The sequence below is a fragment of the Empedobacter sp. ULE_I140 genome (assembly GCF_053482575.1).
The window spans coordinates 1,600,320-1,617,476 of sequence record NZ_JBQMTX010000001.1 but is presented as its reverse complement, the minus strand read 5'-3'; the positions used below and the strand labels follow the sequence as shown (position 1 = coordinate 1,617,476).

Sequence of the window (17,157 nt, the reverse complement as noted above, 5' to 3'; positions counted from 1 at the left end):
TACGTCAAAAAATAACATTTTGAATCCAACTATTTTAACAAAAGAATTTCAAGATTATCTGAAAATAATCGAACATGAAGACATCAAATCTATAGGTTTGAAAAAATCGTTGTTTGAAGAAATTTCTTCTGCTGAAATTGCACAACAATTGAAAGGAATTCAAGTTTCAAAACATAAATTTCCAACACTTTATTCGACAGAAAATATTTATTTTCCGCCTTCAATTAATTTGGAACAAGCAAGTTCAGAAGCCACAGCAAATTATAAATCAACTTTAGTTAAAGGAAAAAATTTGATTGATTTAACCGCAGGTTTTGGAATTGATACCATGGCTTTTGCAAAGAATTTTGACAAAGTATATCACATCGAACAAAATCCTGAATTGAGTGAGATTGTACAACATAATGCTAAAATTTTAGCGCCAAATTTAGAAACCTATACAGGAACTTTTCAGTCTTTTTTTGAAGAAAATCCTACATTAAAATTTGATGTTATTTATCTCGATCCAGCAAGAAGAAATTCGAGCGGAAGAAAATTTATTTTGGAAGATTTAGAGCCAAATATTATAGAATGGATTCCAACTTTTTCCGAAAAAACAGAGAAAATTATCATCAAGCTTTCGCCTTTATTAGACATCACTTCTACCCTACAACAAATTGATTCAATTTTTGAAATACACATTGTTGCATTAAAAAATGAAGTGAAAGATTTTCTAATCATTTTAGATAAAAATTCTTCAACAAAAAACCCTTTGATAAAAGCTGTTAATTTAGAAAATAATCAATCCGAATTTTCTTTTCATTTTGAAGAAGAATATAGTGCGAATGCAAGTTTTGGAGGAATTCAACGTTATATTTACGAACCAAATGTTGCGATTCTAAAAACTGGTGCTTTCAAATTATTGAGCGAAAAATTCAATCTTCATAAACTTCATCAGAATACTCATTTGTATACTTCGAATGAACTTTTAGAGAATTTTCCTGGAAAAATTTACTTGATTGAAGAAGAAATTAAAAATCAAAAAAAAGAAATTCTAAAAACAAAAGCGAATTTATTAGTCAAAAATTACAATCAGCCAATAGACGTTATCAAGAAAAAATTCAAAATTATTGATGGTGGTACAACAACTTTAATTTTTACTCAAAGCATTGATGGTTTTCATATTCTAAAAACTTCACGAGTTTAGTTGGGTTTCGAAAAAAGTTGTGTTAATTTTATACAACAATTTTCAACCTTAAAAAATTACACTTGAAAATCATCAATAAAATTGAAAACTTTATCTACGGAGAAGCGCTTTCAGATGGCTTAAAAACTTCTTTAGCGATTATCATTCCGCCTATCGTAGCCAGCTTGTTTGGCGATTTATATGCCGGTGTAACGATAAGTCTTGGTGCAGTTTTAGCACACATGACGGATACACCTGGTCCATTTAAAGAACGCCGAAACCTGATGTGGCTTTCCGTGCTCTTGATTTTCCTTGTTTCATATTTCACCAAAACGATTAACAGTTACCCAATATTTCTAGGTATTTGTTTAACACTTATCGTATTCTTTTCTAACATGTTAACCGTTTGGGGACAACGTACAAGTGCGCTTGGAATGGTCATTATGATGTCAATGGTAATGAATATGAATGATTTACGACATGAGTTAAGTCCTCTTCATATTGCACTTTTTGTGACTGCTGGAGCAGCTTGGTACACTATTTTTAGCCTAGCTATTAGTACCTTTCGTCCTTATCGTATGGCGCAGCAAAACTTAGCTGATACAATGATTCATATTTCTGAATACATTCGAATCAAGGCTTCTATGTTTGATAAAGACTCTAATTACGATGATATTATCAAAAAATTAATCGATGAACATGTTGTAATTAACGAAAAACAAAGTTTAGTTCGTGAATTAGTTTTTTCGAACAAAAAATTGGTAAAAGACCAGACACCAATTGGGCGTTCGATTGTGTTTATTTTTTCTGATTTGGTGGATATATTTGAAAATGTAACAGCAAATCAATACGATTATGTGAAAATTCGAGAAGTTTACGGTGATACAAAAGCAATGCGCAAAATCTATAATTTAATGAATAAATTAGCGCATGAGCTTAAAATGATTGCTTATCATATTAACTCGAACAAACGTCCTAAACAACCTACTTTTGACTTTGAAGTTGAGTTGAAAAAGATTGATGATGCTATCAAAGAATTATATGCAGAAGGACAAAAACCAATCGTTTTATCTAAAATTTACATCAATTTAAAGCAAATTGTTTATAAAATAGAGTTTATCCATAAATTTTTCTATGATGATTCATTCACAGAAAAAAAGAAAAATCCACTGGATCATGCCGAACATTTTGAACCTACAGTTGATTATTCTTTACGAAAATTAAAAGATCATCTGAATCTAAAATCTTCAATTTTTAGACATGCAATTCGTGCATCAATTGTAATGTTATTAGCTTATGGTGTCACGTTTATTATTCCGATGACTTACCATAGTTACTGGATTTTGATGACAGTTTTAGTGATTTTAAAACCTGGTTTTAGCGTAACAAAAAAGCGAAACTTTCAGCGTTTGAAAGGAACAATTGGTGGTGGATTAGTTGGGGTTTTAATATTATTGATTATTCCTCAACACAGTATCCGATTTGCTTTAATGCTTATTTTCATGTTGATGGCTTACACTTTTATTCGTCATAAATATGCAATTGGTACATTTTATTTAACCGCATATATTCTTATTTCGTTTAGTTTTTATTCGCAAAAAGATTCATTGTATATTATTCAAGAACGTTTTATTGACACACTTGTTGGAGGATTTATGGCGTTTATTTCGAGTTATTTGATTTTACCAACTTGGGAAAAAAATAATATGAACGAATATATTCAAAAAGCATTGATTGCAAATTATGAGTTTATTTATTTGGTTTTTAAAAAATTAGCAGACAACGAAGTTTCTACAACTGATTATAAGTTAGCTAGAAAAGATGTTTTTATTGCAATGGCAAATATTAATTCAGTTTTTCAACGTGTAATTTCTGAACCGAAAGGAAAACAAGAAAATGCTAACGTACTGAATAAATTCACCATTTTCAACCAGTCATTTGTCTCATATTCAGTTGGTTTAGTTAAAATTTTAAAGAAAAACAATTCTGTTATTTTAACTTCAGAACACATTCGATTGATGAAGAAAATTTTGCAATTATTGTTACAAAACATTCGGCTTTATGGCGAATATGAAACAGAAAATTTACCTAAAACAATAGAATTTGGAGAAAAAACTGTTGCATATACTGAAATTGAAACAGAGGCTTTGCAAAATGATTCTGAACTGATTGAAGATCTATTAGAGTATTTATACGAGATTGCTTACGATTTCACAAAAGTTGGTCACGTTTTTGTGAAAGAACAACCGTTAAAAGAATAATAAATGACAATCATTCAACTGTTTAAAAATCTACGTCCATTTGTAAAACCTTATCGTTCTTTGGTTGTCGCAACTTTGCTCCTAACCTTAGTTGGATCTTTTACGTCACAGGTAAACGCCCTTATTTTACAGTATACCGTAGATTCTATAAATGGTTTGGTTGAAGCTGGAAAAGGATTAAAAGAAGGTCTGAAAATCATTTCGTTTATTTCAATTGTTTTGATGACAAAAGAAATCTTGAATGCTTTTATCACATTTGGTCAAAAATATTATGGTGAAAAGCTTAGAATCTTAGTTTCACAAGATTTAGCACAAACCATTATCGAAAAGATTTTGACGTATAGAATGGCATTTTATACAAATCAAGATAATCAAGCAGGAAAACTTCAAACCCGTATTGACAGAGGAATTGAAAGTTTGACACGTTTAGTTCAAAACTTTTTTATCGATATTCTTCCACTTTTTGCCAATTCAATTGTTGCTTTAATTTTAATGTTCAATGCTAATTTTTATGTTGGATTGGTTGGACTTTGTATCGTTCCGATTTATTTCATTATCACGCAACAGCAAGCGAAAAAGCTGAGTGGTTGGCGACGAAACTTAAGAGGTTATCGTGAACAAAAATCACAAGGAATTATCAGCATAATTGATTCAATTACAGTAATTAAATCATTTAACCGAGAAGATATAGAAGGTAAAAAACAACTTGATTTGCAAAAAGAATTGACGAATAATCAAATGCAAACACGCAAAACAAGCTTCTTTTTTGATGGTTTAAAATCTTTTATCGAGCAGTTTGGCGTAGTGATTATCATTATTTTAACTTCGTATTTGGTTCTTGACGGACAAATGACAATTGGTGCAATTATGTTTCATATTTTGTTGTTTAACAACGTTTCTGCGCCTATTCGTCAACTGCATCGTATTTACGATGAAATGAATGATGCTATGATTTATTCCGAAAGTTTCTTTGGAATTTTGAAAGCAGACAATGAAAAAGAATCATCTGGGAATTATCTTCCAACAAATCTAAAAGGAAAATTCGAAATCCAAAATGTTGACTTTTCTTATCCAAATGGTTACAAAGCCTTGAAAAATATCAACATGACAATTCAACCCAATAAAATTACTGCTTTAGTTGGTTTGTCTGGTGCTGGAAAAAGTACAGTGATTAATTTGTTAGATAAATTTTATCAACCTGATTCTGGAAAAATTCTACTTGATGGAATTGATTTAGAAGAATATGACACGCAATTTTTACGTGATAATATTGGGTTGGTTTTACAAAAAAATCACATTTTTAATGGAACAATTGAAGAAAATATTCGTTATGGAAATGTAAACGCAACTTTCGGAGAAATAGAAGATGCTGCAAAACGCGCTTATATTCATGAACAAATTATGGACTTGCCAGAAGGTTATCAATCCAAAGCCTTATTGTTATCTGGCGGTCAACAACAACGCATCGCCATAGCACGTATGTTTCTCAAAAATCCACCAATTATTTTTCTAGACGAACCTACTGCAAGTTTGGATGCAATTGCGACAGAACAGATTAAAAATAGTTTGGATGCCATCAAAAAAGATCGAACAGTTATCATTATTTCGCATAGTATTTCTCAAATTATCGATGCCGATTATACATACGTGATGAAACAAGGCGAAGTTGTAGAACACGGGATTCATGAAGATGTCTACAAAATGAACGGCACTTATAAAGAGATTTTTGATGCGATGGCAAAAAGCTTAAACATTGAAAAAATTGCCAAAACTTTTGACGATGAAGAAGAAGAAAATTATTAGCAATAATTTTATTATAAAACATTATAAATCACTACCTTTAAAGAGGTAATAGGATAGTGTATGAAAAAATTAGTTTATTTTATTGTTGGGGTATTGTTTTTTACCCAATCTTGCGAGCAAAAAAAAGAAGCTCCAAAAGAATTAGCACTTAATACGGTAACTTACGAAAATGCTTTAGACGTTCCTGTAAACAAAGTTGGTGTTCTCATTAACATAGATTCTCTTGTTTTTTTTGATCATAATTCTCAAAATTTAGATCAAAACATTGATTCAAAATCAATTGAAAATCAGCTTAAACAAATAAATTCTAAATTTGATATTGTAAAAATAATTCGTGATAAATCTGAGAAAATATTAAACGATAACAAGTATACTTATCAAATGATTGATAAATTTGATAAAAACTTAGTTCCAAATGAATTAATCACAAAGGAAAATGTAAATCAAGTTAAATTTAATGATTTAAAAAAAGCGATTAATCAAGATGATTTAGTTTTGATTAATGTAAAATCGGGTCTTGATTATGATCCTGCCAACAAACAGAAATACATCGCAAAAACATATGTCTATATTAATATTTTAGACCTTAAAAATAATGCTTTAAAATATAGCGAAACAATTGGTGGAACTAAATATATAGACGAAACAATCAATAAAAGTACGACGGATTATTTAGAGAAAATGATGAAAGAATCATTAAACGAAACGTTGGATATTATTGATAATAAATATTAAATACATTGAACTATGCGCCATTTTTTTGGCAACTTTTGGAAGTCCTGAACCCTTAAAAAGTTTCAGGATTTTTATTTTTAATGACATTCTAATATTGACTTTTATTCATGGTATATTTTTTGTTAATTTTATGCTAAAATTATAGGATGCCTATTATACGATATTTATCTTTTATTCCATTATTGACTTCTATTTCGGGATTTGCACAACAATTGATTGATCCGCAACTTCGATTGCCTGTTGAAAAAGCGATTGAGTCGAGTTACGAATTAAAAAATAAACAATTGGAAGTCGAGAAAAACAATTACCAATATAACGAAGTAAAAGGTAAACAACAACCAAGTTTATCTGCAATTGCGCTGGGTGGTTATCTAAACTCGAACGGAATTATCGATATTCCAACCAAATCAATCGATATTTTGTCCACAGAATTGTTTTCGGGTAATCAAAAATTCAATACCTCTGCAGGATTATTTACTGTTGGAGTTAACGCCACTCAAATTATATTTTCGGGATTACAAATTCCAAATGCGTTGAATGCTATTCAGGAAAAAAGTACTGCTTTAGATTATTTGAAAGAAGCCGAAAAAGAAACTATAACCAAAGATATTTTACAAACTTATGATCAATTGATGTTATTGGTCAAAGTAGAAGAATTAATTTCAAATTCTGCAAAACGATTGGATAAAGAACATCTTAAAGTGCAGAAAGCAATTCAAAATGGTTTAGCTATTCCATACGATCGGGAAAAAATAAAATTAGCAATTCTAGAGTTAGAAGCCCGACAAGTAGAATTGAACGGTAATCGACAATTGCTATACAAAAAATTAGAAATGTTGACGCATCTATCTGAACAAGATCTTCAACAAATTCAATACGAACTTACACCTATTGATATTCTTGCTTCAAGCTATACTTTAGAAAATAAAAAAGAATTGAAAGCACTTGAACACTCTGTAAAAGCTTACGAATTTCTGTATCAAAAGGAAAAAGGTTCACATTTACCGCAAGTTTTTGCATTCGCGAATACCAATTACACCTCAATTTTTGGAAGTCATTTCAAATTAAAAGATGGTGATGTATTAGGTGATGTTAATTTAAAAATGAACCAATTTTCGATGTTCCCTAATATTTTGATTGGTATTGGCGCAAAGTGGGAATTGTTGGATGGCGGACAACACAAAAATAAATTAGCACAAGCAAAAACTGACATTTTAATAAATGAAAACAAGTTGAGAAATTCGCAAGAAAAACTGAATTTATTATTAAGTAAAAACAAAATTGATTATGAAACTTCTACTGAAAAATTAAAAGTAAATAATCAACAAAATACCATTGCAACAAATAATTTAGAAATCGCTTCAAGACGATTTCAAGAAGGATTAATAGATGTAACTGAACGTTTGGCTGCCGAAAATGATTATTACAAAGCCAATCTAGGTTATTATGCTCAAATCTTAGATCAACGCTCTAAAACCTACGAATTACTTCAAACTTCTGGAGAATTATTTAATCAAATCTCAAATTAAAATCATGAAAAATACATTATCCTATATTTTTGCTTTAAGCGGATTAATTTTTATTACAAACTGTAAATCATCTGACAAGGAAAATAAAAAAGAACAGCAAACTATTTTTCAAGGTAAAATTGAGCGCGATCAAATTAGCGTTGTAACAAAAATCCCAGGAAAAATAGATCAAATATTAGTTCACGAAGGCGATGAAGTAAAAAAAGGACAAACGCTTTTTGTCTTACAATTACCAGAAGTTGACGCGAAAAAAAGTCAAGCAGAAGGCGCTGTAAATTCTGCCGAAGCTCAATACGAAATGGCTAAAAAAGGTGCAACAGATAATCAATTAAAACAATTGCGTGCAAAAGTTGCTGGTTTGAAGGAACAATTAGATTATGCTGAAAAATCAAATCATCGACTAAAAAATATGCTTCGAGATAGTCTTGTTCCGCAACAAAGTTATGATGAAGTTTATGCGAAATATCAAGGCGCTAAAAACCAATATTTAGCTGCAAAAGCTGAATTAGCTGATGCCGAAAATGGAACGCGTGTAGAGCAACAACAAATGGCTTTAGGACAAAAAGAACGTGCTTTGGGAGCTTTGCAAGAAGTAGATGTTGCAGAAGCGGAAAGACACATCAAAGCACCACAAGATATGACGGTTGAAACAATTAATCTAAAAGTTGGAGAATTGGCTTTGGCTGGATATTCTATTGCAAACGGAATTTTGGGAGAAACTACATTTTTTAGATTCACAATTCCTGAGAATAAAATCGGACAATTGCAAAAAAATCAAATCGTCAATTTAAAAGTTCCTTATAAAAATAATATGGTTTTGAAAGGTAAAATTGTTTCGATAAAAGTACTTAATTCGTACGCTAATATTTCGACTGCTTATCCTGATATTGATCAACAACAATCGCAATATGAAGTGAAAGTTGTTCCTGTTGACTATAAACAAGCTGCTCAACTATTGACAAAAGCAAATGTAATTTTGGATCTTAACGCTAAATAAATTCTGATGAAAACGATTTTTCATTTAATTATACGAGAATTCAAACTTTTCTTCAAGAATCCTGTTTTACCAATTTTATTCTTGGGAGCACCTATTATGTATGGTGTTCTGATCGGAAATGTTTATAAAAAAGGAAATGTAACCAATTTACCAATTATTGTTGTAGACGAAGATCATACGATGACAAGTCAGAAAATTATTCAGATGTTAGATGAAAATGAATCGGTGAAAGTTGCTGAAGTTTTACCTTCAACATTTGATTCTAAGAATAAAGCTTTAGCAATCGGAGCTGAAGTTGTGGTTGTTATTCCTCGAAACTTTCAGTCTGATGTACAACAAAAAAAATTACCTGAAATCGCTTATTTTGTAGATGCTTCAAATACGTTAACTTCTAATACAGCGGCAATCGCAATTACTACAGTTTTAACAACAATGAAAGCTGGTATTTCAATAGAAACAGCTCGAAAACAAGGTGTTCCAGAATATATTGCAACACAAAGCTACGAACCATTCAAATCAACGATGATTCGTCAAAATATCAGAAGTGGAAACTACTTATATTTTATGCTTCCAGGTGTTTTATTAACCGTATTACAACAAGTTTTATTATTAGGTTTAGCACTTTCATTTGCTTCAGAATTTGAGAATAGAATATTTAATGAATTAATCTCAAAATCATCCAATCCATTTACCATTTTATTCGTCAAAACTTTTCCTTATTTATTTATGTCAGTATTTATATATATGCTGTATTATTGGTTCGGAATGTTTTATGACATGAAATTAGAAACCGAGTTTTGGCCATTCTTCACTTCTTCTCTTGCATTTATTTTAGCCGTTTGCTTTTTAGGATTTTTAGTCAGTATTCTCCTTCCAAGCCAACTAAAAGCAACCGAAGTTTTGATGGTTGTTGCAACACCAAGTTTCATTTTAAGTGGATTTACATGGCCTTTAAGTCAAATGCCAAAATGGATTCAAGCAATTGCAGATTGCATTCCATTAACACATTATTTGAAAATATTCCGAATACTTTTCATCGAAAAAGGCGATCCTACCCTAATTCAACCGCATTTAAATAATCTAATTGTAATAGGAAGTATTTGCTTTGTCTTATCTTTGGCTATTCTAATCGTTAAAATAAGAAAAGCTAAACAATCGATGAAACAAATCGAAACAGAAAAGATTTAGCATCTTTTTTTAATTTACAAAACAGATAATAAACCATGAATTTTCTTACAGTTGAAAATCTAACCAAATCATACGGAATCAGAACTTTATTTGAAGATGTAAATTTTCATGTAAATGAAGGAGACCAAATCGCATTCGTAGCAAAAAATGGAAGTGGAAAATCTACTTTACTTAAAATTTTAGCTGGATTAGAAACTGCCGATTCTGGCGAAGTTCGTCCAAATAAAGGTGTTAAAATCTTGATGTTGGATCAAAGTGATGACTTTGACGAAAACTTGAAAAGTGAAGAATATATTTTCAATCATTCGAATGAAGTTTTAGATGTTGTTCGTCAATATGAAAACATGATCGAAAATGACCCAACAAATCCTGATTTAATTGATTTAATGGGAAAAATGGATGTTTTAGATGCATGGAAAGTTGAGCCAACAATCAAAGAAATTTTATCAAAATTGAAGATTGATTTCTTGGATCAAAAAATTGGAAAACTTTCTGGTGGTCAGCGTAAACGTATTTCTTTAGCGAAGTTTTTGATTGATTTAAGTTTCGAAACTGGATATGTTCTTTTAATTTTAGATGAGCCTACCAACCATCTGGATATAGAAATGGTGGAATGGCTTGAATATTTCTTGAACAAAGAAAACAAAACATTGATTTTGGTTACGCACGATCGTTATTTCTTAGATGCAATTTGTACCAAAATTCTCGAAATGGAGGACAAAACATTGTATGTACATTCGGGAAATTACGAAACTTATATTACGAACAAAGCATTGCGTATCGAAAATCAAAATGCAACAATTGACAAAGCGAAAAACCTTTATCGTAAAGAGATTGAGTGGATGCGTCGTCAACCACAAGCGCGTACAACAAAGTCTAAATCTCGTATTGAAGCGTTTTATGATACTGAAAAAGTTGCTAAACATAAAATTGTCGATCAACAAGTAAAATTAGAAATGGTAATGACGCGTTTGGGTCAAAAAATCATCGAAATGGAACATGTTTCGAAAGCATTTGGTCAAAAGAAAATTTTAGATGATTTCTCATATATTTTCGCTCGTGGTGGAAAAATTGGTTTAGTTGGAAAAAATGGTGTTGGAAAAACGACTTTCCTAAAAATGTTAGAAGGAATCGAAACTATGGATTCTGGAACAATTGAACGTGGAGAAACCTTAAATATTGGACATTTCAAACAAGATGGAATTGATTTTAAAGAAGATGAACGTGTCATTGAGTTTGTGAAAGATATTGCCGATTTTTTCCCGCTTGCAAATGGAAAAGAAATGCGTGCAGAGCAATTCTTAGAAATGTTTTTGTTTACGCCAGAACAACAACATACTTTTATCTCAAAGTTGAGTGGTGGAGAGAAAAAACGTCTGCAATTATTAGCAATTTTGTATAAAAATCCTAACTTTTTGATTCTCGATGAGCCAACAAACGATTTAGATTTACCAACTTTGACGGTTCTTGAAAGTTTCTTAGAAGAATATCAAGGCTGTTTATTAGTTGTTTCCCACGATAGATATTTTATGGATAAAGTGGTTGATGAATTAATGATTTTCGAAGGCGAAGGGAAAGTTTCTCGTTATATGGGAACGTATACCGAATATCATATAGAAAATAAAAATAAACCTGAGTCAGAAGATAAAAAAGCTGAAAAAGAAATTTCAATTCAAGAAAAAGTAGAATCAAAAGAAAAAATAAAAGAAGCCAAACCAAGAAAATTATCGTTTAAAGAGCAAAGAGAATTAGAAGAAATTAATAAATCTTTACCAATTCTTGAAGCCAAGAAAGAAGAATTAACGAATTTACTTTCTGATCCAAATTTAGGCTACGACAAAATCACAACTATTGGAGATGAACTACAAAAAATTGTAGACGAATTAGAAGAAAAAGAATTTCGTTGGTTAGAATTAAGCGAATAAAAATATTGAAAAGGAACTTTTTTGAGTTCCTTTTTTTGTTTTTAAAATTTATGCCTATATTTACTCTATCAATCATCAGGAGTTTCTGAAAAATCAGAACACCAACCGAGCCAAAACCGCGCTACGGTGGTATAGAATGAGGGCAAACGCCAAAATAAAAGGTTATTCTCCACTCTATCCTGTTGTTTTTATCATTAAAAAATTAAAACAATGGAAAATCTAAAAAATGAATTTGTCGTATTATTTCGTGAATTAACTGACAACGAATTAATCGAACGCTTTAATCAAAACGTAGGAAACAGTTCTTGGAATTCTGCAAGAAGATGTTATGTCAAAACATTATTCAACGAATTACAATACCGTAATTTTGATTGCACAACCATAGAAAGAGGAAACACATTTTCGCTTCAACATTATGTAATATTAATTGAAAATAGATTAGAATATTTAGATTAAACATATAAAAAGGAAAACTTGAAACAAGTTCTCCTTTTTATTTTATGGTAGATAATATTACTTACTCTGCTCTTTTATAAAATCATTAATCGTAACATTTAATCGTTTATTTCGGATATCTTTTTCAAAACGAATTGGTTCAGCAACACGTTCAGCACAGTCTTTCATACCACAATTTTCACACGTAACCGCAACTTCTTTTACAGGAATTGAAGGATCATTCATAAATTTAACTTTACGTTGAGCTGATTTGTACAACACACCAATCGTTACGCTTCGTAAATAATTTGGATTAAATGGATCTTTCGTTGCAGAAGAAATTACATAATATTTTTGATTATTATTGAACGGATACAACGAAATTTGTGCAGAAATCTCATGATGATCATCTTGATGTTTTTCCAATTCTTTCAAAACATTTAACGAAACCCAACGACGACAATAATGCTCATCCGTTTCATTTGCTTGTGGCGATTGTTGTTGATTAAGATGAAGTTCTTTCGTTAATTTATATGAATTTGAACCAACTTTTGCTGACAAACGCAAGAAAAACAAATCACGAATATTAAAATGTTTGGGTAACAAATTTGTCATTCGTTGATAAACCGTTTCAGGTGATTCGGTATATTTTCCTAGAATTTCTTGAAAATTAGACAAATCATGATGTTCTAAAGCAAACAAATTCTGCATATCCTTCAACAGTTTTTCTTCTGGTAGCAACAAAGCTCCAGCAAAATAAGACGCATAAAAATTGTTTAACAATTGATCAAAATTATCAAAACTTGCCCACGAAAATGTATACAAACGTTCCTTCAAATCAAGATAATTATAGCCTAATTCTTTCGCTAAAATAAATCGTTTTTGATCATTGTCAGAATTGATATTGATATACAAAAGTTTTTTCTCTTTGATAAAAATAGAACGCAATTTCGCTAAATCCTTCCCTCCTAAAGAAGTGAAATCTTCATAAACAATGGTATAATTATATTCCTCTTTCAGAATTTCCTCCATCGTTTCATTTTTTACAAAATCCTCAGATTCAATCAAATATTCTTGTAAAAAACTCTTTGCCGATTTTTCAATTTCAGGAAAGTAATTATCATTTGCTTCCTGAAAAGACCTCAACGAAGCCAAGAAAAAACTTTCGCGTGTAAGATTGTAATTATTACCTATTTCAATCAACGTAGAAATAAACGCATTTACCTTCATTGGGGCGTTAGAAATGATCTCAATTAAATCTCTTTCTTCAATTCCGAAGAGTTCCAAAGGAATTTCTTGCAATAAATTTGATTGTAGAATCTCAGCGACTGGTGCTAAATTTTTATCTAATTTTAAGGAAACTATCTCATCGTAAGGAATTTCCAACGCTTCGGCAAGAGCAACAATTTTATCAGTTTTTGGATATTTTTTACCTTTTTCGATCTCATTCAAATACGATTTCGAAAGTCCAGTTAACTTAGATAACTTAAACAATGACAAATCTTTAGCCATTCTAACTTGTTTTAGTTTTAAGCCAAAAATTAATTTAATGTATTCTTCTTGCATAATTTTTTCAAAAATATTTGGTAAATGTAAACGAATTTTTATAATTTAGCGAACGTTCGCTGGGAGTAAAATTCCGCTCGAATAACCAAAACCAAAATTACAACAAAAACACAAAAAATGGATACTATTACAAGTGAATTAAAATTATCACAGAATAAGCTGGATAATTATCCAGATATTTTGACAACCGAAGCGGTTAAATTTTTAACAGCTTTACACAAAAATTTCAACGAAAGACGTTTAGAACTTTTGGCGAATCGACAAGAAAGACAAATCTTTTTTGATTTGGGTAATTTTCCAACTTTTTTGTCAGAAACAAAAGAAATCAGAAATAGTGATTGGACAGCAGCTCCTATTCCAGCTGATTTACAAGACAGACGCGTTGAGATAACTGGTCCTGTTGACCGTAAAATGGTAATTAACGCGTTAAATTCAGGCGCTAATACATTTATGGCCGATTTTGAAGATAGTAATTCTCCCACATGGGATAACAATCTTCAAGGACAACAAAATTTAAGAGATGCAGTAAATGGTACTATTTCATTCGAAAATAATGGAAAAAAGTATCAATTAAACGAAAAGACTGCTGTCTTGCTTGTAAGACCGAGAGGTTTACATTTGAATGAAAAGAATATCATAATAGATAAACAAGAAATATCAGGCTCACTATTTGACTTTGGTTTATATTTTTTCCATAATGCACACACGTTACTTTCCAAGCAAAGTGGGCCTTATTTCTATCTTCCTAAATTAGAACATCACCTAGAAGCACGCTGGTGGAACGATGTTTTTGTTTTCGCGCAAAATTATTTAAACATTCCACAAGCTACGATTAAAGCTACAGTTTTGATCGAAACTATAACAGCTTCTTTTCAGTTAGATGAAATTATTTACGAATTAAAAGACCACATCGCAGGCCTTAACTGCGGTCGTTGGGATTATATATTTTCTTATATCAAAAAATTTAAGAAACACTCAAATTTTATTGTTCCAGATCGTTCACAAGTTACGATGACTTCGCCTTTTATGGCTGCATATTCGCAAGCAGTTATTCAACGTTGTCATAAACGAAACATACATGCAATTGGTGGAATGGCTGCTCAAATTCCGATTAAGAATGATGAAAAAGCCAATGAAATCGCTTTCGAAAAAGTGAAGAATGATAAACTTCGCGAAGTAAAAAATGGACATGACGGAACGTGGGTTGCGCATCCTGCTTTGGTAAAAGTCGCAAAAGATATTTTTGACGAATACATGCCACAAGCGAATCAAATAGATAATAAGCGAGAAGATGTTATAACAACTGCCGAGGCTTTGTTAGAATTGCCAAAAGGAACAGTTACAAAACAAGGAATTCGAGACAATATTAATGTTGGAATTTTATACATCGAAAGTTGGTTATCTGGAAAAGGAGCCGCTGCCTTATATAACTTAATGGAAGATGCAGCAACAGCAGAAATCTCTCGTACGCAGGTTTGGCAATGGTTAAGCCAGTCGATTACATTAGAAAACGGATGCGAATTTAATAGTGACAAATACAAAAAATTAAGAGCTGAAGAGGTTCAGAAAATAAAACAATTAGTTGGTGAGGAAAACTATTTGAACGGAAGATTTGAAGAAGCTATTTCAATCTTTGACGAATTAGTTTTATCGCACAAGTTTACCGAATTTTTAACATTAGAAGCCTATAAGTATATTGATTAAGCCCTTATAACCAAACACACACGAAAAGAAATACACACACAACACACATTCATAAACAAAACACAAAAAACACAATTATGAGCAATCAAGAAAGAATTCAGAAGATTCGGCAGGATTGGGGAACTAATCCACGCTGGACAGACGTTGTTCGTCCTTATTCAGCAGAAGATGTAATTCGATTAAGAGGTTCTTTGGACATCGATTACACCTTAGCAAGATTAGGGGCTAAGAAACTTTGGGAAGGTTTGAATTCAAAACCATTTATGGCGGGTTTAGGTGCTTTAAATGGTAATCAAGCCATACAAGAAGTACAAGCTGGTTTAGATGCAATCTATCTTTCGGGATGGCAAGTTGCTGCAGATGCAAATCTTTCGGCAGAAATGTATCCAGATCAATCATTGTATCCAGCCAATTCGGTTCCAATGGTGATAAAGCGTATTAATAATGCGTTGCGTCGTCGCGATGAAATACAATCTGTTACCCAACAAGGAAACATTGATTATATGGTACCGATTATTGCCGATGCTGAAGCTGGATTTGGAGGAAACTTGAATGCTTATGAATTGATGAAACAAATGATAGAAGCTGGTGCTGCTGGCGTTCATTTCGAAGATCAATTGTCATCAGCCAAAAAGTGTGGTCATCTTGGTGGAAAAGTTTTAGTTCCAACACAAGAAGCAATTAACAAATTGGTTGCAGCGCGTTTAGCAGCAGATGTCTGTGGCGTTCCTACTCTATTGGTTGCCAGAACTGATGCAGAAGCTGCGAATTTGATTACTTCGGATATTGACGAAAGAGATCAACCTTTTATCATCCAAGGAAGTAGAACTTCTGAAGGTTTTTACAATGTGAGAAATGGTTTGGAACAAGGAATTAATCGAGGCTTAAGCTATGCGCCTTATGCTGATTTAATTTGGATGGAAACATCTAATCCAGATCTTGGAATGGCAAGAGAATTTGCACAAGCGATTCGAGAAAAATATCCAAATCAGATGTTAGCTTATAATTGTTCCCCATCATTTAATTGGGCAAAACATTTAACAGAAGTTCAAATGGAAACATTCCGCGAAGATTTAGCTGAAATGGGATACAAATTCCAATTCATTACTTTAGCTGGTTTCCATGCAATGAATACCTCTATGTTCGAGTTATCACGTGCATACAAAGCCAAAGGAATGGCGGGATATTCGGCATTACAAGAAAAAGAATTTGCGTTACAAGAAGAAGGTTTTGCAGCTGTAAAACACCAATCTTTTGTAGGAACACAATATTTCGATTACGTACAAAACACAGTGCAACAAGGCATTTCATCTACTACAGCTATGGCTGAAAGTACGGAAGCCGCACAATTCTAATACATACTTTTCAATTAGAAAGGACGTACCGCAACTACGTCCTTTTTTATCTTAATTAATTTTACTAATTACAAAAACTTTTCCATTCATTTCGAACGAATCTTGTTCCGATTTTCCAACCAAGATTCTAGCCAAAGGAGTTTGAGTTGATAGGACAAATATCTTTTTATTCTCGAAAATAATTTCCCCAAAACTACACGCCATACAGAAATTTCCCATCGTAGTTTCAACATAACTACCTAAACCAATGGTTTTGTTCTCCACAATTTTTATTTTAGAAAACACGTCTTGCTGAATTAAAACTTCATTCAATTGATTTTGAATTCGAGTAATTTCCTGTTGCATCATTTCGCGCGACGTTTCATACTTATCACCCATACTACTTTTAGTATCGTTGTTTGAAGCACGTAAATCGTCAATCAAACCATTCAAATACGTTATTTTATCTTCGATTTGTTGTGCTATAAATTGATATAATTCTGCTTTCATTTCTT

Annotated in this window: 13 protein-coding genes and 1 riboswitch; of the genes, 11 read left to right on the top strand and 2 right to left on the bottom strand. The window is 31.6% G+C overall.

Annotated elements, in window-relative coordinates:
• Window positions 1-19: 19 nt before the first annotated feature.
• From ACTS9J_RS07640 to ACTS9J_RS07600, 9 genes are all read left to right on the top strand, one after another.
• The gene (locus tag ACTS9J_RS07640) at window positions 20-1,186 is read left to right on the top strand and encodes a THUMP-like domain-containing protein (protein WP_448353101.1); all 1,167 of its coding nucleotides are present in this window, start codon (window positions 20-22) and stop codon (window positions 1,184-1,186) included.
• A 62-nt stretch (window positions 1,187-1,248) separates the two neighbouring features.
• Complete coding sequence (locus tag ACTS9J_RS07635) at window positions 1,249-3,426, top strand: FUSC family membrane protein (protein WP_280050133.1); 2,178 nt, start codon at window positions 1,249-1,251, stop codon at window positions 3,424-3,426.
• Between the two features lie 3 nt (window positions 3,427-3,429).
• On the top strand, window positions 3,430-5,229 hold the full coding sequence (locus ACTS9J_RS07630; RefSeq protein WP_115001141.1) for an ABC transporter ATP-binding protein: 1,800 nt from the start codon (window positions 3,430-3,432) through the stop codon (window positions 5,227-5,229).
• Window positions 5,230-5,289: 60 nt separating this feature from the next.
• Entirely contained in the window at window positions 5,290-5,964 is a 675-nt protein-coding gene (locus ACTS9J_RS07625; protein ID WP_416410770.1) for a hypothetical protein, read from the top strand.
• Window positions 5,965-6,110: 146 nt separating this feature from the next.
• Window positions 6,111-7,493, top strand: a complete 1,383-nt coding sequence (locus ACTS9J_RS07620) for a TolC family protein (RefSeq protein WP_221855572.1) — start codon at window positions 6,111-6,113, stop codon at window positions 7,491-7,493.
• 4 nt (window positions 7,494-7,497) lie between these two features.
• Window positions 7,498-8,490, top strand: a complete 993-nt coding sequence (locus ACTS9J_RS07615; protein ID WP_291051971.1) for an HlyD family secretion protein — start codon at window positions 7,498-7,500, stop codon at window positions 8,488-8,490.
• 6 nt (window positions 8,491-8,496) lie between these two features.
• Window positions 8,497-9,678, top strand: coding sequence for an ABC transporter permease (locus ACTS9J_RS07610; RefSeq protein WP_291051974.1), 1,182 nt, complete (start codon window positions 8,497-8,499; stop codon window positions 9,676-9,678).
• 35 nt (window positions 9,679-9,713) lie between these two features.
• Window positions 9,714-11,603 (top strand): ABC-F family ATP-binding cassette domain-containing protein, encoded by a 1,890-nt coding sequence (locus ACTS9J_RS07605; RefSeq protein WP_448353100.1) that lies wholly within the window; start codon window positions 9,714-9,716, stop codon window positions 11,601-11,603.
• Between the two features lie 67 nt (window positions 11,604-11,670).
• Window positions 11,671-11,770, top strand: a riboswitch (SAM-I-IV-variant riboswitch).
• A gap of 43 nt (window positions 11,771-11,813) precedes the next feature.
• Complete coding sequence (locus ACTS9J_RS07600; RefSeq protein WP_448353099.1) at window positions 11,814-12,059, top strand: hypothetical protein; 246 nt, start codon at window positions 11,814-11,816, stop codon at window positions 12,057-12,059.
• 57 nt (window positions 12,060-12,116) lie between these two features.
• Here the strand turns inward: ACTS9J_RS07600 and ACTS9J_RS07595 are convergent, their stop codons facing one another.
• Window positions 12,117-13,604 (bottom strand): helix-turn-helix domain-containing protein, encoded by a 1,488-nt coding sequence (locus ACTS9J_RS07595; protein WP_291049525.1) that lies wholly within the window; start codon window positions 13,602-13,604, stop codon window positions 12,117-12,119.
• 117 nt (window positions 13,605-13,721) lie between these two features.
• Between ACTS9J_RS07595 and aceB the strand changes: the two genes are divergently transcribed.
• Together aceB and aceA are read left to right on the top strand one after the other, a co-directional pair.
• Window positions 13,722-15,308 carry a malate synthase A gene (gene aceB / locus ACTS9J_RS07590; RefSeq protein ID WP_448353098.1) on the top strand — a complete coding sequence of 529 codons (1,587 nt, stop codon included), beginning with the start codon at window positions 13,722-13,724 and terminating at the stop codon, window positions 15,306-15,308.
• Window positions 15,309-15,385: 77 nt separating this feature from the next.
• Complete coding sequence (gene aceA, locus ACTS9J_RS07585) at window positions 15,386-16,663, top strand: isocitrate lyase (protein ID WP_349676205.1); 1,278 nt, start codon at window positions 15,386-15,388, stop codon at window positions 16,661-16,663.
• Between the two features lie 51 nt (window positions 16,664-16,714).
• Here aceA and ACTS9J_RS07580 read toward each other — a convergent pair whose 3' ends face one another.
• Window positions 16,715-17,152 (bottom strand): hypothetical protein, encoded by a 438-nt coding sequence (locus tag ACTS9J_RS07580; RefSeq protein WP_115002102.1) that lies wholly within the window; start codon window positions 17,150-17,152, stop codon window positions 16,715-16,717.
• Window positions 17,153-17,157 lie beyond the last annotated feature (5 nt).